The organism is Stenotrophomonas mexicanensis (assembly GCF_032911605.1).
GTDB classification, from domain to species: domain Bacteria; phylum Pseudomonadota; class Gammaproteobacteria; order Xanthomonadales; family Xanthomonadaceae; genus Stenotrophomonas; species Stenotrophomonas maltophilia_A.
Genome location: NZ_JAWJTG010000029.1, coordinates 1 through 20,637, shown reverse-complemented (window position 1 = coordinate 20,637; position 20,637 = coordinate 1). Strand labels below are relative to the sequence as shown.

Below are 20,637 nucleotides of genomic sequence, written 5' to 3'. Positions count from 1 at the left end.
ATGATCCTGATCGGCCAGCAGGAGCGGGTGGTGGTGGTCGGGCCAGCCGAAGCCCACCACTGCCTGCGCTGCCAGACGGAAACCGAGTTCGCGCCCCAGCTGCGCTACAAGATGGCGCGCATCGACCTGCTGTTTGGCCTTGCCTACCATCGCCGCTACGAGACCCGCTCTGGTAGGTGTCGACCTTGGTCGGCACAGATTCCACCGGCGCCATGACCCTGTAGAGCCGAGCCATGCTCGGCTGCTTTGATCGTGTCCCATGCAGCCGAGCATGGGCTCGGCTCTACAACGGCTATCCGCGTAATGGCGCGGCATGATTCGCCACGGTTATGCTGTGAACCTGACCCAACGACAAGGAAACGTCGCATGCAGATGTGCAAGGGAGTTCTTGGGAATGGCGCGCTCATACTGACCCTTCTGGCAGCCAACGCAACGGCCGCCATCGCGTCCACCACCGAAGTACCTTCGCCGGAAGCGCAGGTACAGATCCTGGATCTGCTCGAGCATGAAGCCTTGTACCGCGACAAAGTGGACTGGCCTGCCGCTCGTAAGCGACTGGCGTCGTTGCAGGCGTACCCGGGTGCGTTGCATACCGCCCTGCGTGAAATCATCGTGGAGAGCACCGGGGGGCATGGTGTCTGGATGACGCTTGCACGCAAGCGTGAAGCCACGGAGCGCTCGAAGCAGGTCGGCGCTGAGGCCGTTGCCAAGGCGAAAGTGGCTGGTGCCGTCGATGCACGCATTGGCTGGGTGGTCATCGAAGGCTATGCCGCCACGCCGGGGGCTACGCGGCAGGACGAGTTTAATCAGGACATCCAGCGCGCGCTGCAATGGCAGGATGTCATCCGTGGCAAGGACAGCGGCGATCGCTGTGGCTGGATTGTCGATCTGCGCAGCAACCGTGGGGGCAACATGTGGCCGATGCTGCTGGGTGTTGCGCCGTTGCTACGCACGTCGTCGACAGGCGTGGAAGAGGTCGGGTCGTTTGCTACTGCCCACGGGCCGCGGCGCTGGAGTCTGGCGCCGACCATGGTGCAGGTCGATGGTCGTCCCAGGCTGGGATTCGGTCGACCGGGGTATTCCCTCAAGCAGCCCGGCGCGCCCGTCGCCGTTCTGGTCGGGTCGAATACCGCCAGCTCTGGCGAAGCGACGATGCTGTCATTCAGGGGGCGCCCACAGACGCGGAGTTTCGGGCAGTCGACAGCGGGCTTCTCGACAAGCAACGATACGCGGCCCCTGGTGGATGGCAGCGTGTTGGCGGTGACGACCGCGGTGATGAAAGACCGCACTGGCGCTGGCGCCGGTGCCAGGATTACTCCGGATGAATTGACGACAGGCGATGCGGCCACCCTTGCCGCCGCCCAAGCCTGGCTGCTGGCCCAACCCGCCTGCCAGGGCCGCTGATCCATGATCCTGATCGGCCAGCAGGAACGGGTGATGGTGGTCGGCCCAACCGAAGCCCACCACTGCCTGCGCTGCCAGACGGAAACCGAGTTCGCGCCCCAGCTGCGCTACAAGATGGCGCGCATCGACCTGCTGTTCGGCCTCACCTACCATCGCCGCTACGAGCTGGCCTGCACCCGGTGCGAGCACGGCTGGGTGCTGGATACCGAGACCATGGACCAGCAGCTGGGTGGGGTGCCGATCCCGTGGCGGCACCGCTTCGGCCTGCCGTTGATGCTGGTGGGGGTGGCCGGGCTCGCCGCGCTGGGCTGGCTGTGGCGGCACGGATACATCGGTTGAGGGCCGGGCCTGCTAAAGTCTGCCCTGCAATCACGTACCGGAACCGACCATGGACCACGACACCCCGTTCGAACCCCTCAACGACCTCGAGGTGCGCCTGCTGCAGGCCCAGGACGGCACGCTGACCGCAGCGCAGTTCCTCGACGGCCTGCTGACCTCGACGGCGTTCGTGCTGCTGGACAAGGCCATTGGCGAAGACGGCGCCTGGGACGAGAGCATCTCGCCGCTGGTGCTGACCAGCGAGAGCGGCGAGCCGATGTTCGCGGTGTTCACCGCACCCGAGCGCGCCGGCCTGTGGCACGAGCAGCTGCCGCAGTTTGCCCATGCCATGCCGATCGCGGTGCACGCGCTGCTGGCCGGTATCGGCGACGGCGTCGGCCTGGTGCTGAACCCGGGCCTGGACGTGGGCATGGAGATGATTCCCGATGCCGTGGCCCAGCTGAAGCAGCGTGCGGCGGCGATCACCCGCGGCATGGCGCACTGAATCCAGGGATTGTCTGGTTGCCGGCCAGCGGCCGGCACTATCCATAGCATTGCGCGCGCGGCCGGTACGGCCGCTGCGGATCAGCGGGCGGCGGCGATGGCTTTCACCCGCGCCTTGGCCAGTGCTTCACCGATGGCCGGGCCCTTCAGATGCGTGGTATCCAGATCGCGTGCCTGCACTGACAGCGCCGCCTGGTGCAGGCGCTTGAGCGTCTCGCCCTGCGGGTAGTCGCTGTCCTCGAAACCGAGCCGGCCGCGCTTGTCGGCCTCGCAGCACAGCGCGATGCGGGCCACGCGTTCCGGCCGGCGCAATGCATCGCAGCGACCCAGCAGTTCCAGGATGGTGGCATCGCGCAGTTCGTCGATGCGGTGCACGTTCAAGTGCTCGCGGCAGACCGCTTCGGCCAGTTGCTGGTGCTCGGTGGGAATCTTCAACCGCGCGCACAATGCCTTCAGCGGTTTGATGCCGCGCTGCTCGTGCATGATGTGGCGCGGCCATTCCTCCGGCGGGGTCAGGCCCTTGCCGAGGTCGTGGGTGAGGGCAGCGAAGCCGACCAGGTCATCGCCCGGCGCCAGTTTCGCGGCCATGTCGCTGACCATCTCCTGGTGGATGCCGGTGTCGACTTCCGGGTGGAATTCGGCACGCTGCGGTACGCCATACAGCGCTTCCAGTTCGGGCAGGATCGGGCCCAGTGCCTGCGCATCGTGCAGCGTGCGCAGGAAGGCGGAGGGCCGTTCACTGACCAGCGCCTTGCGCAGTTCCTGCCAGACGCGTTCCGGCACCAGCGCGTCCAGCTCGCCACTGGCGGCGACCTCGCGCATCAGCGCCATGGTCTCTTCGGCGACGGTGAAGCCCAGTGGCGCGAAGCGCGCCATGAAGCGCGCCGCACGCAGCACGCGCAGCGGGTCTTCCACGAACGCAGGACCGACGTGGCGCAACACACGGTGCTCAATATCGCGAACGCCACCGTAAGGATCGACCAGCGTGCCGGTTTCCTCATCGCAGGCGATCGCGTTGATGGTGAAGTCACGGCGCTGCAGGTCCTCTTCCAGCGTCACCGCCGGATCGGCATCGACCACGAAGCCGCGATAGCCACGGCCGGATTTGCGCTCGGTGCGCGCCAGCGCGTATTCCTCGCCGGTCTTCGGGTGCAGGAACACCGGGAAATCGCGGCCGACGGCGGTGTAGCCCTGCGCTTCCATCTGCGCGGGCGTGGCGCCAACCACCACCCAGTCACGGTCGCCGGCAGGGCGCTGCAGCAGGCGGTCGCGTACGGCGCCGCCGACAAGATAGATCTTCATGGGGGGATGATCGCACGGTAGGTGCATGAGCATCGGTAGTGCCGGCCGCTGGCCGGCAACCCCTGGGCAAATAGCGGTTGCCGGCCAGCGGCCGGCACTACCGACGCAGCGGCATCACGGCAGGCCGCGCCACTCCGGCACGAACAGGCCGGCCAGGAACCACAGGCCGTAGACGATCCACAGGCAGAGGAAGTACAGCTTGATCTGCGATTCGTCCCACAGGCTGCCCCAGCTGTCGACGAAGGCCAGCGACTTCCAGCCTTCCATCCAGGCCGCGCCACCCCAGCGCAGCACCCAGGTGGCGAACAGGCTCCAGGCGGCGAATATCCCGATCCAGGCCAGCAGGCTCATCGCTTTCCCCTCCCCGGGAAACGGATGCCGGGTAGTGCCGGCCGCTGGCCGGCAACCCTTGGATAATGGCCGAAGTCGGCCAGCGGCCGGCACGACCGCAGTGCGATCAATCGCCGCCCTGGTCAGCGTTGGCGGCGCAGCTGAAGCTCTTGCGCTTGTCCACCAGGCGGCCCATCAGGCGGTCGCTCAGCGGCAATGCATCGCCATTGAGGCGCCAGTCGTAGATCACGCTGAAGGCCAGCACGCGTGCGACGTACTCGCGGGTTTCCTTGTAGCTGATGGTCTCGATCCACAGGTCCGGGTCATAACCCGGGCGCTGGCCCTGCCAGCGCGCGGTCGGGGTCGGGCCGGCGTTGTAGGCGGCGATGGTCACGTACGGCAGACCGTCGTACTTGTTCATCAGCTGGCGCAGATAGGCGGTACCGATGGCGATGTTGGTGTCCGGGTCGTACAGGCTGTCGGCGCCGCCGTAGCCGGTCAGGCCGATCGACTTGGCCACGCCGGCACCGGTGGCCGGCAGCACCTGCATCAGGCCCATGGCGTTGGCAGGCGAGCGCGCGCGCGGGGTGAAGGTGCTCTCGGCGCGGATCTCTGCCGCCACCCAGGCCGGATCGATCGCGTTGCGTGCCGATTCGCGGCGGATGGTGGCGTCGTGGTGCAGCGGGAAACGCAGGTCATACAGGCGCTGTTCCTGCGGCTGCTTGCCGAGTGCGAACACGGCGCGGTCGAACCAGCCATTGTCCTGCGCCACGCGAACGGCGAGGCGGCGCTGGGTGTCATCGAAGCGCGACAGCGCACTGTTCCATTCGGCCACGGCCCAGCCGGCGCGGTCGATCTGGTACAGCGCCATCGCGCGCTGGATGGCTGGGTCGCGCGCGATCACCGCCTGTGCCTGCGCGCTGTCGTTCGGCTTCCACGGGCACAGCGTGTAGCCCTGCTGCAGTTTGTCGGCGGCGAGGAAACCATGGAAGGTCGGTGCGCGCGCGGCCTCGCGGAACAGCGGCTGCGCCTGTTGGGCCTGGCCGGTCTTCTCCAGCATGCGGCCTTCGAAGTAGCGCCAGCGCGGGTCGCTGCGCTGCTTGCTGCCCATCTTGCGGATCGCGGTCAGCGCTGCCGGCCAGTCGCCGCGCGACATCGCTTCGCGCACGCGCCATTCGTGCAGGCGTTCGTCGTACGCCGATTCCGGCACCGCATTGAGACGGCGCGCCGAATCGGGCAGGTAGGACGCCACCGTCCACAGTGCGATCTGGTACAGCACCTGGCCCTGCTGGTCGGCACTCAGGCCCAGTGCCTGCGCGTACTGAGGCAGCTGCTGTTCGGTGGCGCCGGGATCGGCCTTGGCCAGCTTGGCCAGGCCATCAGTGGCGATGCGCCGGCTGCGCTCGTTGTGCGGCCAGTTCAATGCGCTGGCATTGGGCTTGTCGACAAAGGCGGCGTAATTGTTGGCCAGCGCCAGGTCGGTGGCAGGCAGGCCCCGTGCGGCGCTGCGCATCACAGCGGGTTGCTGGGCGTCGGCGGCAGCGTCGATGCGTTCCCAGCGCAGGGCGTCGCTCAGGCCACCCTGTGCCTGCAGCACGGCGAAAACGGCATCACAGCCGTCCGGCAGCGACTTGCCGTTCTTGCGCCACAGATCCTGCGCTTCACTGATCCACTGCGGATCAACCTTGCCGGTCACCTGCCGTGCGGTCAGCTGCGCACAGCGCAGCCCGGCGTTGTCGCTGGGAACCCAGTTGGCGAGCAGGGTGGGCCAGTCCTGGCGGCGTGCGACCGAGGGCAGCCACACGCTGCGGAAGGTGGTGGCCACGGCCTGGCCGTCGTAGCGCTTGAGGAAGGCCTGCGCCTGCGCGGTATCGACGGTGTCGATGTTGCGGCGCAGGTTGGCGTACTCCAGCCAGCCGTAAGCCGGATGGCGGCTGAGTGCAGCGGCCTGGCCGGGATCGAACTGGCCGCGTTCGGCGGCAGCGATCGCGGCCTTCAGCTGCGCGTTCTGGGCGTCGAGGGACTGGGCATTGGCGCAGCCGATCAGCAGCGTGGTGGCCAAGGGCAGCAGGGACAGGGCGGTCGAAGAGCGTCGGGTCATGGCGGGAAGCATAGCGGGCAATGGCTGAATTCAGTTTCGCATTGCGTGCACGCGATGGGTCGGCAACGGCAGCTGAATGCTCGTGCTGCAGGCACTGCCTCGCGAGCCTGCGGGCGACGTAGTGTCGAGCTTGGGCGAACGGCCCGGCTGCAGGGAGCGGCACATGGCGTTCAGTAGCGCAGGAAGAAGCGGCCCGCTGGCGGACATCAATGTCACGCCACTGGTGGATGTGATGCTGGTGCTGTTGATCATCTTCATCGTGACCGCGCCGATCGTGGCCCGGCCGATTGCCGTGCAGTTGCCACAGGCCACCGATCGCGTGGTCGACCGTCCCGAACCGCCACCGCCGATCGAGCTGCGCCTGGACGCTGCCAACCAGCTCAGCTGGAATGGCCAGCCGATGGCGATCAGTGAGCTGCAGGCGCGTCTGCAGGCACAGGCGGGCGAACATGCCGGCAACCTGCCGGAGCTGCGTATCGCCACCGATCCGGCGGCCGAATACGAAGGCATGGCGAGGATTCTGGCCGCAGCCGAGGCGACCGGCATGGAGCGGATTGCGTTCGTGCGGTGAGATGGGTGGGGCGCTGTTGCGGGGGGCGGTGTACCCTCAACAGCGCCCACCTTTAGTCAGTATTGCTGGCAATAGACTGTGCGGCCGTCCCAGCTGCAGGAAATCCGACTGCTGGACCCGCGTTGGACCGGCACGCCATACATCTGAGCAGAGCGGGCCCATTTATCGACATCGCCGTCGTGGCGGAAGTAATACTGTCCAGCGTAAGAAGGAGCCGTGACAGGATCTGCAATGGTCTCATCTGGGACCTTGTTTCCAGTGCCGTCCCGGCTCTCACCTTTCTGGTATTTGGCCTCTGCTACGTTATCAGGGGTGATTCGATAGAGGGTTTTTGATCCGTCTCTCCAGGTAATTACTATATTGACTGATCCGCCCCCTTTGATGCTTGCCCAGTTGAGCGAAAATTGCTGTATGGAAAGCGCGAAGCTGTTCCACGCTGGGTTGCTTGTATTGGCTCCTGCGATTTCCAAGGCTAAATACTGGCCTAGTCGCGTCCTCATGGTCGCAGAGCTGACGATCTCGAACGCGTCGGACGATTTGTACGATTCTGGAAATCGCATCCCATTGGAATTCCCCGGGTTGTCGGGGTGGAGAGGGACCATTGCGCCTCCCCCCGCATTTGGAAGAGCGTGGCTCGGCTGATCACTGACGCCAGATACACTTTCCACAATCCGGAGAAATGCCATTTGGATCTGGCTGGGTACGGGGGTCGGAAGGGCTCTCCATTTTCTCATTTCCCGATCATATTCAACATCGAATGCAGTCAGTTGTGCTTTTTCGAAGTCAATTATCACTGTGAGGCCAGATCCAGACTGTAGAGCGACGGATTTGGGCGATACACAATTGTTGCACTCGATGAGGCCGCCTGCTTCGGATTCACCTGCAAATGAAAAGAAGAAAAGTGCGAAGGTCGCTGCTTGCAGTCTGGCAGTAGTTGCTTTCACGATTGGACCTCGCTTTGAGCGTCGGAGGTCTGAGTCTCTGCCGGATTCGTGGTTCAATCTGGCAAAAATCTGGAATTTAAAATAATTCCTAGATGTTGAACCAATTGCGGATGCCGATGGATCATTCGTCAGGATTGCGTGAAAGGGTGTCGCCGGTCACGCCGCGATTTTTACCACTTGTTTACAAAGGAGACGGCGCCGCCATGCAGGGAGGGAGTGCGGCAGCCCATGTCCCGACATTCCTTTGGAGAGAGAGCGAATGAATCACCTGCACCACCGCCCTTTGGCGGTTGCCGTCGCGCTGTGCGTGATGACCCTGGCACCGTTGGGTGCCGCTGCACAATCCACCACCAACCTCGATGCGGTGGAAGTCACCGGTACCCGCATCAAGCGCGCTGAAGTCGAAGGCCAGGTGCCGATCCAGACGCTTACCCGCGGTGATATCGAACGCACCGGCCTGACCTCGATCGGCGAAGTGCTGCAGCAGCTCACCGGTTCCGGTTCCGCGCTCAATGCCAAGTTCAATTCGTCCGGCAACTTCGGCTTCCCGCCCGATGGCAGTGGTGTAGGTGCTGGCTCGGCGCAGGTGGACCTGCGCCATCTGGGCGCCAAGCGCGTGCTGGTGCTGGTTGACGGCATCCGCTGGGTCAATGAGTCGTCCGCCTCCGGTGTGGGCTCGGCCACCGACCTCAATACCATTCCGCTGGCCATCGTCGAGCGCATCGAAGTGCTCGAAGATGGCGCGTCGTCGCTGTACGGCTCCGATGCCATTGCCGGCGTGGTCAACATCATCACCCGTCGTGATTTCGATGGCGGCCAGGTGACCCTGAACTACGGCGAGTACAGCAAGGGCGATGGCACGCAGAAGGGCGTGGACCTGGCCTGGGGCAAGAGCGGTGATCGCTTCAGCCTGTTCCTCGGCGCCAGCTGGACCAAGCAGGATCCGGTGTTCGCCAAGGACCGCGAGCAGTCGCGCTTCCCGATTCCCGGCACCGGCCTGGCCTTCGGCAGCGGTGGCATTCCGCAGGGCCGTTTCATGTTCACCGACCCGAACACCGGTGCGGTGCAGAACATCGTGCCCAATACCGGCGTGAGCAACCCGCGCTACGACGGCAGTGCCGGCTGCGCGCGCACCGATGACTATCACTGCTTCACCAGTGCTGATCGCTTCAACTTCGCCGAATACAACATGGTGCTGACACCGTCGGAGCGTAAGGGCCTGTTCGGTCAGTTCCGCTTCGACATCACCGACAACGTGCAGTGGTACGTCAAGGCACTGGGCAACCGCCGTGAGTCGACCAACCAGGCCGGCCCCGAGCCGCTGTTCTTCGGCCCCGATGGCGCCACCGGCAATCCGCTGGCCGACAACATCACCGTGTCTGCGCTCAACCCGTACAACCCGTTCGGCTTCGACCTGGTCTCGGGTGACAACCTGAGCCTGATCGGTCGCCGTCCGGTGGAAGGCGGCGCGCGCGTGTTCAAGCAGGAAGTGGACACCACGTATTTCGCCACCGGCTTCGTCGGCAACTTCCAGGCGGCTGACCGCAGCTGGTACTGGGACGTCAACGGCATGTACAGCAAGAACAAGGCCGAACAGACCAACTACGGCAGCTACAACATCTACAACGTCAACATGGCGCTGGGCGATCCGTCCGTCTGTGCGGCGACGCCGGGCTGCGTGCCGCTGAACATCTTCGGCGGTGCCGGTTCGATCACTCCGGACATGCTGAAGTGGATCCAGCCGGTGGTGCGTGACCGCAGCCAGAACGAGCTGAGCCTGTTCACCGCCAACCTGTCCAGCGACCTGTTCACGCTGCCGGCCGGCCCGGTGTCGTTCGCTACCGGCTTCGAGTATCGCAAGTACGAGGGTTCGTACCAGCCCGACCCGCTGACGGTGGCGGGCCACTACAACGGCGTGCCTTCGCAGCCGACGTCCGGCTCGTATGACGTCAACGAGGCCTATCTGGAGTTGAGCGTGCCGATCTTCGCCGACTCTTCATTCGGCAAGAAGCTGGACCTCAGCCTGGCCGGCCGCTATTCGGACTACTCCACCTTCGGTGGCGAGTTCACGCCCAAGTACGGCCTGCGCTGGCAGGTGACCGATGACTTCGTGCTGCGCACGACCTATGCGGAAGGCTTCCGAGCGCCGTCGATCGGCGAACTGTATGGCTCGGCGGCGCGTGCCGACCTGCAGCTGTTCGATCCATGCTCGGTGGGCCTGGGCGGTACGCCGCCGCGCGGCAGTGCGGCCAACTGCGCTGCGCTGGGCGTGCCGGCCGGCTTCCAGCAGGCCAACTCGCAGATCTCGGTGACCACCGGCGGCAACCGCGAGCTGGACCCGGAGCGTTCGCGCAGCTTCAGTGCCGGCTTCGTCTGGAGCCCGTGGTTCGGCAACAACACCTCGTGGTCGGAACGCTTCGACGTGGAAGTGACCTTCTACCGCCACGCCATCGACGGCGCTATCCAAGCGATCAACGCGCAGACCCAGCTGGACCTGTGCGTGGATACGTTGGACCCGATTTACTGCGAGGGCATCACCCGTGCCAATACCGGTGCGGTCAGCAGCTTCAACAATCGCCTGACCAACCTCGGTTCCATCAAGACCGACGGCTGGGACGTGGATCTGTTCTGGACGTTGCCGCAGTCGTCCATCGGCCAGTTCAAGCTGGGCTGGAAGAACACCTTCGTCGGCCGCTATGAGGCCACCGGCGCGGCTGGCCAGAAGCAGCCGCAGAAGCCGGGCGTGGAAGTGGCCGACAGCTCGATTCCGGAATGGACCAGCAATGCCAGCATCGGCTGGACACTGGACCGCTGGAGCGCCAACTGGACGGTGCGCCACATCTCCGAGCTGACCGAGAATTGTGGAGATGCCGCTGCGTTCCCGGTGTGCAGCAACCAGGCCGCCGGTACCAATACGCTCTCGGCCACCACCTTCCACGACATGCAGGTGGGCTACAAGATCGACTGGATGAAGGGGCTGCAGCTGACCGCTGGCCTGAACAACGTGTTCGACAAGGATCCGCCGATCTGCCTGTCGTGCTCGTTGAACGGCTACGACGCTTCGACCTATGACATCCCGCGTGGCCGTTACTGGTACCTGCGCGCGGATTTGCGCTTCTGATGTGACGTGGCAGCGCCGGTCAGTTCCGGCGCTGCCTTGCTAGTGTGGAGCCGAGCCCACGCTCGGCTGATTCTCTGATCCGGGCATGGGCTCGGCTCTACAGGAGCGGGGCGGTTGTGCCCCGCAGCTGATCAGAACGCCCAGGTAAACGTCAGCGAGCCGTTGCGGCCATCGCCGTACGCACCGTAACCGGTGATCTGCGAGTAGTACTTCTTGTCCAGCAGGTTGTTGAGGTTGGCCTGCACGCTGAACTCCGGCGAGATGCGGTAGCGCAAGAAGGCACTCACCAGCGCGTAGCCTTCCTGTTCGAAACGGCCCACCACCGGCGCAGCGTAGTAGATGCGGTTCTGCCAGTTGGCGCCGCCGCCGACGGTCAGTGCCTGCAGCGACTGCGGGGTGTAGCTGGTGAACAGTTTCAGCGCGGTCTGCGGCAGGTTGGTGTTGATGTCGGCATCGTTGATGTCCTTGGCCACATAGCGCGAAGCACCGAAGGTGGCATTCCAGCCCGGTGCCAGTTCGCCGTTCACTTCGAACTCGAAGCCGCGGCTGACGGTGCCACGTGCGGCGATCGATGCGAACTCGCCTGGACGGCCGATGATCGGTTCGCTGGTGGCCTGGGCCACGTTGTCCTGTTCGATACGGAACACCGCCAGCGAAGCGTTCAGGCGGTTGTCGAACCAGGCACCCTTGACGCCCACCTCGTAGCTCTTGCCGTCAACCGGATCGAGGTAGCGGTCGTTGCGGTCGCGTGCGGTCTGCGGCTGGAAGATCTCGGTGTAGCTGGCGTAGGCCGAGTAGGTGTCGTTGATGTCATACACCAGGCCGGCGTACGGGGTGGTCACCTTGTGCTCGCGGTCGTCGTTCTCGCCTTCGCTCTTCCAGTTGGTGTAACGCGCACCGAGGATCAGCTTCAGCGGATCGGCCAGGGACAGGCGTGCGGCCGCGTAGCCGGCCTTCTGGGTGATGGTGCCCTGGCTGGCGAGCGCCAGCGGATTCCAGTTCGGCTGGGCGATGTTGCCGGTCCAGTTGAGATAGCTGTCGAACGGTTTCCAATTGGGACCGCCCATCTGGAAGTCACCGTAGTTGGCGAACTGGCGCTTGTTGTAGCTCAGGCCGGCCATGAACTGGTGCTCGCGGCCGAACAGCTGGAACGGCCCATCGATGTAGCCATCGATACCATCAACCTTGCGTTCGGTGTTGTAGAAACCGGCCATCGGCGTGACGCCAGCACCGGTATTCTTGTCGAACGCAGTGTAGGACGGATAGAACAGCTTGTCGTCGGCCTTGGTGCGGTCATGGGTGGCGCCGATCTTGAACTTCCAGCCATTGCTGAAGGCGTGCTGCAGGGTGGCGAACGCACGCTTGCTGGTGGTATCCCAGTAGGTCCAGTCCGGCGACGGATTGAACGAGGTCGGGTAGTTGGTCGGGCTACCGTCGGCGTACCACATCGGGAAGCCGCCCCAGGTCGCGCCGTTGGCACGCTTCTGCTGATAGTCGTAGCCCACGCTGAGCTGCGTGTCCGGGGTCAGGTCGGCGTCGATCACCGCATAGCCCAGTGTCTTGCGCTGGTTGTAGCGGTCCATCTGGCCATCGGTATCCAGGTAGCTGCCGATCACGCGGCCACGCACCGTGCCACTGGCATTCAGCGCACTGCCCACGTCCACGGTGGTGCGGGTGCGGCCCCAGCTGCCCACGTTCACCGAGACGCTGCCGGTCAGCTCGGCGCTGTCGGCGTGCTTGCGGATCAGGTTCACCGATGCGGATGGATTGCCGGCGCCGCTGAGCAGGCCGGTGGCGCCGCGCACGACTTCCACGCGGTCATACAGGGCCAGGTCCAGGCCGGAATCGCCGTAGCTCCAGTTCTGCACCATCTGCGTCGGCAGGCCGTCGAACTGGTAGGCATCGATGTAGAAGCCGCGCGCGTAGAACTCGGTGCGCTCGCTGTCGGACTGGGTGCTGGTCACGCCGGTGGTGTTGGCCAGCACGTCGATGATGTCGTCCAGCTTCTGATCTTCGATGCGCTGGTGGCTGATGATGCTGACCGACTGCGGGATCTCGCGCGGTGCCAGATCGAAGCGGGTGCCGGCCGAGGTGCGGCGCACCGAATAGCCTTCGGCACGTTCGCCCTTCACCACGACCTTGTCCAGCGTGGTCGGGTCGGCGGCAGTGTCGGCGAAGGCGGCCGGGGCCACGGCACAGAGAACAGCAAGCACGGCAACGGACAGCCGCTGCGGCTGCAGGGTAAGGAAGGCGGGACGGGTCATGGGGTTCCTGGACGAGCACGCGCGTTCGGCCGGCATCCAGGAGGCGAGGCGCTACGGGTAGGGGAAGGGCGGGCAGGCCGTCCTGGCACCACCGGAATCGAAAGAAATGGTAATACGAACTATTCCTATTTACAAATCATGAACGAGGAAGGCAGTCGAACATGCTTGACGCCACGAAATGGGTCAGCGCAGCAGGGGCAGTGGATCGCGTACGCCGTCGGCGCCGTAGATGCCCCAGTGCAGGTGCGGCGGCGTGCCCTTGGCGTTGCCGCTGTCGCCGACGTGGCCGAGCAGGTCGCCGGGCTGGACCACCTGGCCGCGCGCCAGGCCCTCGGCCCAGCCTTCCAGATGCGCGTAGTAGTAGCGCTCGCGCCCGGGCCCGATCACCCAGACCTGGCGGCCGCCGAGCCCGCGTTCGCTGACATCCGCGATGACGCCGGCAGTGACGCTGCGCACCGGCGTGCCGCGCTTGGCGAAGATGTCGATGCCGGCGTGGGAGCGGTCACGGCCTCGCGGCGCGCCGAAGGTGTCGGCAATCTGCCGGGGGCGTACACCCTCCACCGGCACCGGCAGTTCGGTGGCCGGCGGCATCCGCGATAGTGCCCACAGCATTTTCGGCGCGGCCGCCCATGGGCTGTTCCACAGCGTCATCGCGGCAACGATGGCAATGCCCAGCCACAGGCCGCGCAGCAGCCAGCGGCGCAGGCGGTGGGCAGGAGAGGGGAATGTGCTCATGGTCTCCGGCTGTAGCGTCGAGCCATGCTCGACGGCTGTTGCTTTGCGGTAGTAAGGCAGTCGTGCATGGCTCGACGCTATGGAACTGGCAGCAGCGGCACTTCGAAACTCCGCTTCAACGTGCCCAGTGCCACCGAGGTGCGGAAGCGCTCGATGTTGTCGTCGCCGCCGAACAACCGCTCAGTGATCGCTTCGTATTCTTCCATCGACGCCGCCGAAAGCAGCAGCAGGAAATCGCCGTCACCGGTAATTGAATAGCACTGCTGCACGGCCGGGTCGTCCTGCACGCGGCGCTTGAACGGCGCCACGCGTTCGCGTTGCTCGCTGACCACGCGCACCTCGACAATGATGGTCAGCGGCCGCCCCACCTTGGCCGCGGCAACCACGGCCACATTGGCCGCGATCACGCCACTGTCCTGGAGGCGCTTGATCCGGCGCTGCACCGCAGGAGTGGACAGGTGCACGGCCTCGGCGATCTCGCGCTGCGGCAGGGTGTTGTCCCGCTGCAGCAGGTCGAGGATGGCGCGGTCGAAACTGTCGAGCACGGGGGCGATGGCCATGGTGAGCAGAAATTGCATGAACGGGCTGTCAATTGAGCCAAGTGCTCGGCGCCGGCGCAATAGACTTTGCGCATGCAGACTTCACGATTCGCGCCGATGTTGCCGGCGCTGGCAGTGCTCGGTTCGGTCACTTCGCTGGCCATCGGCACGTCCTACGCCAAACACCTGTTCCCGCTGATCGGCGCCCAGGGCACCAGCGCACTGCGGGTGGGCTTCTCGGCGCTGTTGCTGCTGCTGTTCTGGAGGCCATGGCGCTGGAAGACCAGCCGCGTGGATGCGATCACCATCCTGCGCTACGGGCTCACCCTGGGCCTGATGAACCTGCTGTTCTACATGGCCCTGCGCACGATTCCTTTCGGCATCGCGGTGGCCATCGAGTTCACCGGCCCGCTGACGGTAGCGATGCTGTCATCACGACGACCGATCGACTTCCTGTGGGTGGGCTGCGCGGCGGTGGGGCTGCTGTTGCTGTTGCCGATCGGTGGCGGCCCGGCGCTGGATCCGGCCGGCGTGCTGTATGCGATGGGTGCGGCGGCGTGCTGGGGCCTGTACATCGTGTTCGGCAAGCGCGCCGGTCACCTGCATGCCGGGCATTCGGTGTCGCTGGGCCTGCTGGCCGCGTCGCTGGTGGTGGTGCCGGTGGGCGTGGTGCATGCCGGCGCCGCGCTGCTCGATCCGAAGATTCTGGCGGCAGGCCTGCTGGTGGCGCTGGTGTCCAGCGCGATCCCGATGTCGCTGGAGATGATGGCGCTCAAACGCCTGCCGAAGGAGACCTTCGGCATCCTGATCAGCATGGAGCCAGCGGTGGCCGCTCTGTGGGCGATGCTGCTGCTGCACGAGCACCTGCATGGACTGCAGTGGCTGGCCATCGGCTGCACGGTGCTGGCCTCGGTGGGCAGCACGATGACGGCACGACGGCTGAAGGTGCCGGTGGTGCAGGCGGGATAGCGCCGGGCCGTGACCGGCGGAGAGCGTGCGGACCAACGGTCCTCACCCACCAGGGCAGCGTGCCAACCAAGGTTGGCACCCACCAGGGCAGTGGTCCGCACCCACCAGGGCAACGTGCCAACCAAGGTTGGCCCCTGCCAGGGTCGGTAGCGCCGGGCCATGCCCGGCGAGCGCAGCGGCAGCGCGTCAGCGCAGGGCGTTGGCCGGTACGTCGATCGCCATCGCCAGCGCGAGGTGATCGGAGAACGCCGCCGGTACGGCTTCCACGGTCCGGGTCTGCAGGCCGCTGCTGACCAGGATGTGGTCGATGGCGCGGTCGGGGCGCCAGCTGGGGAAGGTCGGCACGATGCAGCCGGGTGGCTGCAGCCGGGTCTTCTGGTACAGCACCTGCATTTCCGGGCGTTCGGCCAGGCAGTTGAAGTCGCCCATCAGTACGGCGTTGGGGTGGTCGGACAGCAGCTCGGCGATGAAGCCCAGCTGCGACATCCGCGAACCCGCCCCCAGCGACAGATGGGCCACCGCCACCGCCAGGCCGTCCTCGCCATCCCCGAACTTGGCCAGCAGTACGCCGCGCCCGCCGATGCGGCCGGGCAGGGCGTGGTCCTGTACTTCCACCGGTTCCAGTTTGCTCAGCAGGCCATTGGCGCTGGAGGCAACCCCGCCCATGCGCCGGTTCGGCTGGTGGCTCCAGTAGTTGAAGCCGGCGCGCTGGGCCAGGTAGTGGGTCTGGTTGGTGAAGCCCGAGCGCAGGCTGCCCGGGTCGGCCTCCTGCAGGCCGACGATGTCGTGTTCGCGTGCCAATGTGGCGATCGCGTCAAGACTGCTGCGCTTGCGACCCGCCGGCAGTGCATGTGACCAGCTGCGGGTCACATAGTCACTGTAGCGGCGGGTACTTGAGCCGGCCTGGATGTTGGCCGTCAGCAAGCGCAGGGTCCGTGTGTGGGGGGAAGTCACGGCCGGGAACAGCTTCTCTTGGATCAGTGAGCCTGGGCCGCACCGCGCTCGCGGGCGATCAGGTGGTCGGCGATGCGCAGCATGTCCGGGAAGCTCTTGCCCTTCACCAGGTACTTGCCGTTGACGATGATCGACGGGGTGCCGCTGATCTGGCTGCGCTGGGCGAACTGCTTGGCCGAGTTGGTCTTGGCGTTCACCGCGAAGCTGCCCATGGTGGCGGCGAACTGCTTCGGATCCACGCCATAGGCGCCGTAGAACTTGGCGATGTCGTCCACCGAGTCACGGCCGCGCTCGCCCTTCAGGGTCTTCTGCGAGTGGATGGCGGCGTACAGCGCTTCGTGGGTCTTTTCCTGCACGCCCAGGGTCTGCGCGGCGTAGAAGGCACGGGCGTAGTCATCCCAGGTGCCGCCGAACATGGCCGGCACGTAGACGAAGTTCACATCGCTCGGCAGGCCGGCCTTCCACGGGCCGACCAGCGGCTGGAACGCTGCGCAGGCCGGGCAGACATAGCCGAAGATCTCGGTCACTTCGATCTTGCCGGCGGCCGGCTGGAACGGCTGGCCGTTCGGGATCACCTGGTAGTCGGCGCCTTCCACCGGGGCCGGGCCGGTCAGTGCGGTGGTGGTCGGGGCCGGTGCAGCGGCCGGGGCGGATTCAGCCGCGGCCTTCTCGCCTTCGGCAGCGGCCGGGGCGGCGCCTTCGGTACCCGCTGCCGGAGCGGCCGGTTCGGTGGTCGCCGGAGCTGCAGCCGGTTCGGCCGGGGCCGCGGTGGTGTTGGTGCTGCCGTCGTCGGCCTTGCAGGCCGCCAGGATCGGCAGCAGCGCTGCGAGGGCGAGGGCGTAACGGATCTTCATGGAAACGTCTCCAGCATCTGGAAAGGTGGGGCCGGCGTCATGCGCCGGCCAAGGGGAAATGATGACACGCGGCGGCGACAGCGCCGTGTCGGTGGTGGGTGTTGGTTCAGCGGCCGCGGGCGACGCGGGCCTGGGCGATCAGCGCCGAGGCGATGCGCAGCTGGTCGTCGAAGCTGTCGCCACGGACCAGGTACTGGCCGTTGATGATCAGCGCCGGGGTCCCGGGGATCTTGGTGCGCTGGGCGAACGCGCGGGCGGCATCGACCTTCTTCTGTACGGCATCGCCGCGCAGGGCCTGCAGGTAACGGTCCGGGGTCACGCCGTAGGCCTTGTAGAAGGTGGCGAGCTCATCGGCCGAGACGTTCTGCATCGGCAGCGAGCCGTCCTGGTGCAGTGCCTTGAACACGGCGGCATGGCTGCGCTTGGCCACGCCGACTTCGTCGGCGGCGTAGTAGGCCAGTGCCCAGGCATCCCAGGCGCCGCCGAAGGCTGCCGGTACCGGAGTGAAGCGCACATCGGCCGGCAGCTTGGCTGCCCAGGCCTCCAGCTGCGGTTCGAAACGGGCGCAGTGCGGGCAGGTGTAGCCGAAAACCTCGACCACCTCGATCTTGCCGGCCAGCGGCTGGAACGGGCCTGGCTGGGCGATGCGCTCGTAGTCCTTGCCTTCGACCAGCGGGGCATTGGCGGGGGTGGCGGCGCAGGCTACCAGCGGCAGCAGCACCAGCACAGACAACAGCAGGCGGGAAATCAACCTCATCGACACGCATCTCCGTTGAAAAAAGCAACGCCGGCGCGGTCGCCGGCGTGAAGGAAACATACCGCAGCCGCGGGCCGGCGTGGCGACCCGGGCCGACCAGTGGTGGTCAGGGGGCGGCAGCCGGTTGTGCCGGCGCGGTGGCAACGGCCACGTCGTCGGCCTTGTTGTGCAGGCCCTGCAGGTAGCTCGACAGCGCCTGCACCTCCTGCTCGCTCAGCTTCTGCGCAACCGCAGCCATGATCTGGAAGTGCGCCTTGTCGGTCTCGTTGGTCTGGCCGGCCTGGTATTCCTGCAGGCGGCGCGCGACATAGCTGGCGTGCTGGCCGCCGATGTGCGGATAGGCCGGGCCCGGATTACCGGCGCCACTGGGGCCGTGGCAGGCCATGCAGGCCGGCAGGCCGCGTTTGGCGTCACCGCCACGGTACAGCTGCTGGCCGATCTCGTAGAACTTCATGCCCTTGTAGGGGCCGTCGGTGACCGCCGTGTCATCGGCGATGCCGGCAGTGGCCTTCTGCGTGGCGAAGAACGCGCCGATGTCGCGCATGTCCTGCGGGGTGAGGTTCTGCACGAACGGCACCATCGCCACCGCCGCGCCGGAGCTGCGCTGCCCATTGGCGATCAGGGCCATCTGCTGGGCGACGTAGCGTTCGCTCTGGCCGGCGATGGACGGGTACATCTCCACCGTGGAATTGCCGTCGGCGCCATGGCAGGCTGCGCAGGCCGAGGCCTTGGTCTGGCCGGCCTTGGCATCGCCCCAGTGGGTCTTGCTGAAATCGACCTCCAGCGAGGCGGTGTTGATCGGCCCGTTGTCGGGCAGCGGGGTCAACGTGGTCTGCGCGAACGCAGCAGCGGCAACAACTACGGCAGTGGCAAGGGCGGATACGGCAAGAACGCGAGCGTGGCGCATGCTAAAGCTCCGTATGGACCGGGCCGGGCGGTGGCCGCCGGCATCGCCCGGATTATCAACGCCGTTTCCGCGCACGGTCAACGCAGCAGTGCAGCAAAATGCCCGCAAAGGCCGCCGGCACGGGCGCGCGGTGCCGCAACATGCGATCCTATGCACATGTCATTGCTCATCGAACGCGCTCAATACCACCTCTCTGCCCACAACATGGGGCAGCTGCCGCCCGATGAGGGGGCCGAAGTGGCCTTTGCGGGCCGCTCCAACGCCGGCAAGTCCAGTGCTCTCAACGCATTGACCCGCCAGAACAGCCTGGCTCGGGTCTCCAAGACCCCCGGCCGCACCCAGCAGCTGGTGTTCTTCCAGGTGACCCCGGAAGCCCATCTGGTCGATCTGCCCGGTTACGGCTACGCCAAGGTGCCGCTGGACCTGCAGGCGCACTGGCAGGCCTTCATCGACCGCTACTTCCGCACCCGCAATGCGCTGAGGGGCCTGGTGGTGGTGATGGATATCCGCCACCCGCTGAAGGACTACGACCGGCAGATGCTGGCCTATGCCGTGCAGCGTGGCCTGCCGGCGCATGCGTTGCTGACCAAGGCCGACAAGCTGAGCCGCAGCCAGCAGATGCAGACCCTGCAGAAGGTGCGCAAGGAACTGCACTCCTCCTTCGGTGATACGGTCAGCGTGCAGGTGTTCTCCGGCGCCGCCCGCACCGGTGTGGACGAAGCCCGCGGCATCATCGGCGGCTGGCTGGGGCTGGAATAAGGCATTTCCGGTCGCCCGGCTGGCAGCCGGGCGCTACCGGATCGGGTGGGTGCCGACCTTGGTCGGCACACCCTCACAACGGCGAATACTCCGCCGGCACCCACGCATAGGCCTTGCCCTCGCCACGCACATGGCCCAGACCGGGGAACGGCAGGTGCGCACCGGCCACCCACCAACCGTTGGCGGTTGCCTGCTGCAGCAGGCCGCGACGGCTGGCGATGGCCGCTTTGCGGTCCGAATCGGCCTCGAAGGCCGCCTCCGGGTGCGCGAACTGCACCGCGTGGAAGTGCAGCACATCGCCCCACACCAGCAGTGACTGGCCCTGGCTGTCGAACCGGTAAGAGACATGGCCGGGCGTATGGCCATGGGTGTCCATCGCCACCGCGCCACCGGGCAGGGCATCGCCGGGACTGAAGGTGCGCAGGTGGCCGCTGGCCTGATAGGGCGCTACCGCGTTGCGCGCCAGCGGGAAGGCAAAGCGCACGCCCTTCGGCGCGGTGGCCTCGCTGGCCGGGTTGAGCCAGTAGTCGGCATCGGCCTTGGACAGCCACACCGTGGCATTCGGGTAGGCCGGCTTGCCCTGCGCGTCGAGCACGCCGCACAGATGGTCCGGATGGGCGTGGGTCAGCAGCACCTCATCCACCTCGGCCGGGTCCACGCCGGAGGCGCGCAGGTTGCCCAGCACCTGGCCCAGGCCGGGGCCGAAGCACTGCGCGGTACCGGTATCGACCAGGGTCAGGTGGTTGCCCTGGCGCACAAGGAAAGCGTTGATCGCGGTCTGCAGGCCCTTCTTGTCTTCGGGCACGTAACGGCCTTCCAGCAGGCGGCTGACCAGTGTCGGCGGCACGTCCACGACTTCCTGCCGGCCCAGCGCGACCACGCCATCGAACAGGGCGGTGACCTGCAGCGCACCGACGCGCTGGTGGTAGACGCCTGGGACCTGCTGGGTGGGGGCAGGCGAAGTGGCTTCGGCCAGCGCGGCCAGCGGCAGGGACGACAGGGCCAACAGCAGGGCGCGGTGCAGCGGCAGGGGACGCAGGGACATGGTGGTTCTCGGTGGACGACGGGTGGTTCCGTTGCCGTATAGCGTGCCGTGGTCGACGTGTGTGCGGCGCTCAAACCACTACGCGGAATGCTCAGGGAAGGGGTGTTGTCTGCAGGGCTGCGCCCTGCACCCGCAGAGGCAACGGCAACGGCAACGGCCGAAGCAACAGCAACAGCCGAAGCAACAGCAACAGCAACAACCGAGGCAACAGCAACAGCGGGCTATCCGTGGGATGGCGGGGTGGGTCCGGTTGCGGGGG

At 66.1% G+C, this 20,637-nt stretch carries 19 protein-coding genes and 1 pseudogene; 8 read left to right on the top strand and 12 right to left on the bottom strand.

Annotated elements, in window-relative coordinates:
- From R1L06_RS13415 to R1L06_RS13400, 4 genes and pseudogenes are all read left to right on the top strand, one after another.
- A pseudogene (locus tag R1L06_RS13415) lies at window positions 1–180 on the top strand (hypothetical protein); the annotation flags it as partial.
- A gap of 186 nt (window positions 181–366) precedes the next feature.
- Window positions 367–1,404: a S41 family peptidase gene (locus R1L06_RS13410; RefSeq protein ID WP_317217936.1), complete on the top strand. Its 1,038-nt coding sequence runs from the start codon at window positions 367–369 to the stop codon at window positions 1,402–1,404.
- Between the two features lie 3 nt (window positions 1,405–1,407).
- Window positions 1,408–1,743, top strand: a complete 336-nt coding sequence (locus tag R1L06_RS13405; RefSeq protein WP_317217935.1) for a hypothetical protein — start codon at window positions 1,408–1,410, stop codon at window positions 1,741–1,743.
- Between the two features lie 49 nt (window positions 1,744–1,792).
- On the top strand, window positions 1,793–2,227 hold the full coding sequence (locus tag R1L06_RS13400; RefSeq protein ID WP_005419309.1) for an SseB family protein: 435 nt from the start codon (window positions 1,793–1,795) through the stop codon (window positions 2,225–2,227).
- An 80-nt stretch (window positions 2,228–2,307) separates the two neighbouring features.
- Here R1L06_RS13400 and R1L06_RS13395 read toward each other — a convergent pair whose 3' ends face one another.
- From R1L06_RS13395 to R1L06_RS13385, 3 genes are all read right to left on the bottom strand, one after another.
- Window positions 2,308–3,528 (bottom strand): multifunctional CCA addition/repair protein, encoded by a 1,221-nt coding sequence (locus R1L06_RS13395; protein ID WP_317217934.1) that lies wholly within the window; start codon window positions 3,526–3,528, stop codon window positions 2,308–2,310.
- Between the two features lie 114 nt (window positions 3,529–3,642).
- Window positions 3,643–3,879, bottom strand: coding sequence for a hypothetical protein (locus tag R1L06_RS13390; RefSeq protein ID WP_317217933.1), 237 nt, complete (start codon window positions 3,877–3,879; stop codon window positions 3,643–3,645).
- Window positions 3,880–3,985: 106 nt separating this feature from the next.
- Window positions 3,986–5,971 carry a transglycosylase SLT domain-containing protein gene (locus tag R1L06_RS13385; RefSeq protein ID WP_317217953.1) on the bottom strand — a complete coding sequence of 662 codons (1,986 nt, stop codon included), beginning with the start codon at window positions 5,969–5,971 and terminating at the stop codon, window positions 3,986–3,988.
- Between the two features lie 151 nt (window positions 5,972–6,122).
- Between R1L06_RS13385 and R1L06_RS13380 the strand changes: the two genes are divergently transcribed.
- Window positions 6,123–6,530, top strand: coding sequence for an ExbD/TolR family protein (locus R1L06_RS13380; protein ID WP_032128960.1), 408 nt, complete (start codon window positions 6,123–6,125; stop codon window positions 6,528–6,530).
- 56 nt (window positions 6,531–6,586) lie between these two features.
- Here R1L06_RS13380 and R1L06_RS13375 read toward each other — a convergent pair whose 3' ends face one another.
- Window positions 6,587–7,474, bottom strand: a complete 888-nt coding sequence (locus R1L06_RS13375) for a hypothetical protein (protein WP_317217932.1) — start codon at window positions 7,472–7,474, stop codon at window positions 6,587–6,589.
- Window positions 7,475–7,733: 259 nt separating this feature from the next.
- On the opposite strand from R1L06_RS13375, the gene R1L06_RS13370 reads away from it, so the two are divergent.
- Window positions 7,734–10,595, top strand: a complete 2,862-nt coding sequence (locus R1L06_RS13370; protein ID WP_317217931.1) for a TonB-dependent receptor — start codon at window positions 7,734–7,736, stop codon at window positions 10,593–10,595.
- A 131-nt stretch (window positions 10,596–10,726) separates the two neighbouring features.
- Here R1L06_RS13370 and fhuE read toward each other — a convergent pair whose 3' ends face one another.
- The 3 genes from fhuE to R1L06_RS13355 form a co-directional block, all read right to left on the bottom strand.
- Complete coding sequence (gene fhuE / locus R1L06_RS13365) at window positions 10,727–12,859, bottom strand: ferric-rhodotorulic acid/ferric-coprogen receptor FhuE (protein WP_317217930.1); 2,133 nt, start codon at window positions 12,857–12,859, stop codon at window positions 10,727–10,729.
- Between the two features lie 183 nt (window positions 12,860–13,042).
- A complete protein-coding gene (locus R1L06_RS13360) occupies window positions 13,043–13,594 on the bottom strand; it encodes a M23 family metallopeptidase (protein WP_317217929.1) in 552 nt (183 codons plus the stop codon).
- Between the two features lie 77 nt (window positions 13,595–13,671).
- The gene (locus R1L06_RS13355; protein ID WP_253078714.1) at window positions 13,672–14,154 is read right to left on the bottom strand and encodes an Lrp/AsnC family transcriptional regulator; all 483 of its coding nucleotides are present in this window, start codon (window positions 14,152–14,154) and stop codon (window positions 13,672–13,674) included.
- A gap of 72 nt (window positions 14,155–14,226) precedes the next feature.
- Between R1L06_RS13355 and R1L06_RS13350 the strand changes: the two genes are divergently transcribed.
- On the top strand, window positions 14,227–15,102 hold the full coding sequence (locus R1L06_RS13350; protein WP_012512098.1) for an EamA family transporter: 876 nt from the start codon (window positions 14,227–14,229) through the stop codon (window positions 15,100–15,102).
- A 186-nt stretch (window positions 15,103–15,288) separates the two neighbouring features.
- Here R1L06_RS13350 and R1L06_RS13345 read toward each other — a convergent pair whose 3' ends face one another.
- From R1L06_RS13345 to R1L06_RS13330, 4 genes are all read right to left on the bottom strand, one after another.
- Complete coding sequence (locus tag R1L06_RS13345) at window positions 15,289–16,026, bottom strand: endonuclease/exonuclease/phosphatase family protein (RefSeq protein WP_012512097.1); 738 nt, start codon at window positions 16,024–16,026, stop codon at window positions 15,289–15,291.
- A 53-nt stretch (window positions 16,027–16,079) separates the two neighbouring features.
- Window positions 16,080–16,910: a thiol:disulfide interchange protein DsbA/DsbL gene (locus R1L06_RS13340; RefSeq protein ID WP_317217928.1), complete on the bottom strand. Its 831-nt coding sequence runs from the start codon at window positions 16,908–16,910 to the stop codon at window positions 16,080–16,082.
- A gap of 106 nt (window positions 16,911–17,016) precedes the next feature.
- On the bottom strand, window positions 17,017–17,667 hold the full coding sequence (locus R1L06_RS13335; RefSeq protein ID WP_317217927.1) for a thiol:disulfide interchange protein DsbA/DsbL: 651 nt from the start codon (window positions 17,665–17,667) through the stop codon (window positions 17,017–17,019).
- 106 nt (window positions 17,668–17,773) lie between these two features.
- A complete protein-coding gene (locus tag R1L06_RS13330; protein ID WP_032128969.1) occupies window positions 17,774–18,574 on the bottom strand; it encodes a c-type cytochrome in 801 nt (266 codons plus the stop codon).
- 156 nt (window positions 18,575–18,730) lie between these two features.
- Here R1L06_RS13330 and yihA point away from each other — a divergent pair, with 156 nt between their 5' ends.
- Complete coding sequence (gene yihA, locus R1L06_RS13325; RefSeq protein WP_041864681.1) at window positions 18,731–19,333, top strand: ribosome biogenesis GTP-binding protein YihA/YsxC; 603 nt, start codon at window positions 18,731–18,733, stop codon at window positions 19,331–19,333.
- A gap of 73 nt (window positions 19,334–19,406) precedes the next feature.
- Here yihA and R1L06_RS13320 read toward each other — a convergent pair whose 3' ends face one another.
- Entirely contained in the window at window positions 19,407–20,378 is a 972-nt protein-coding gene (locus R1L06_RS13320) for an MBL fold metallo-hydrolase (protein WP_317217926.1), read from the bottom strand.
- Window positions 20,379–20,637 lie beyond the last annotated feature (259 nt).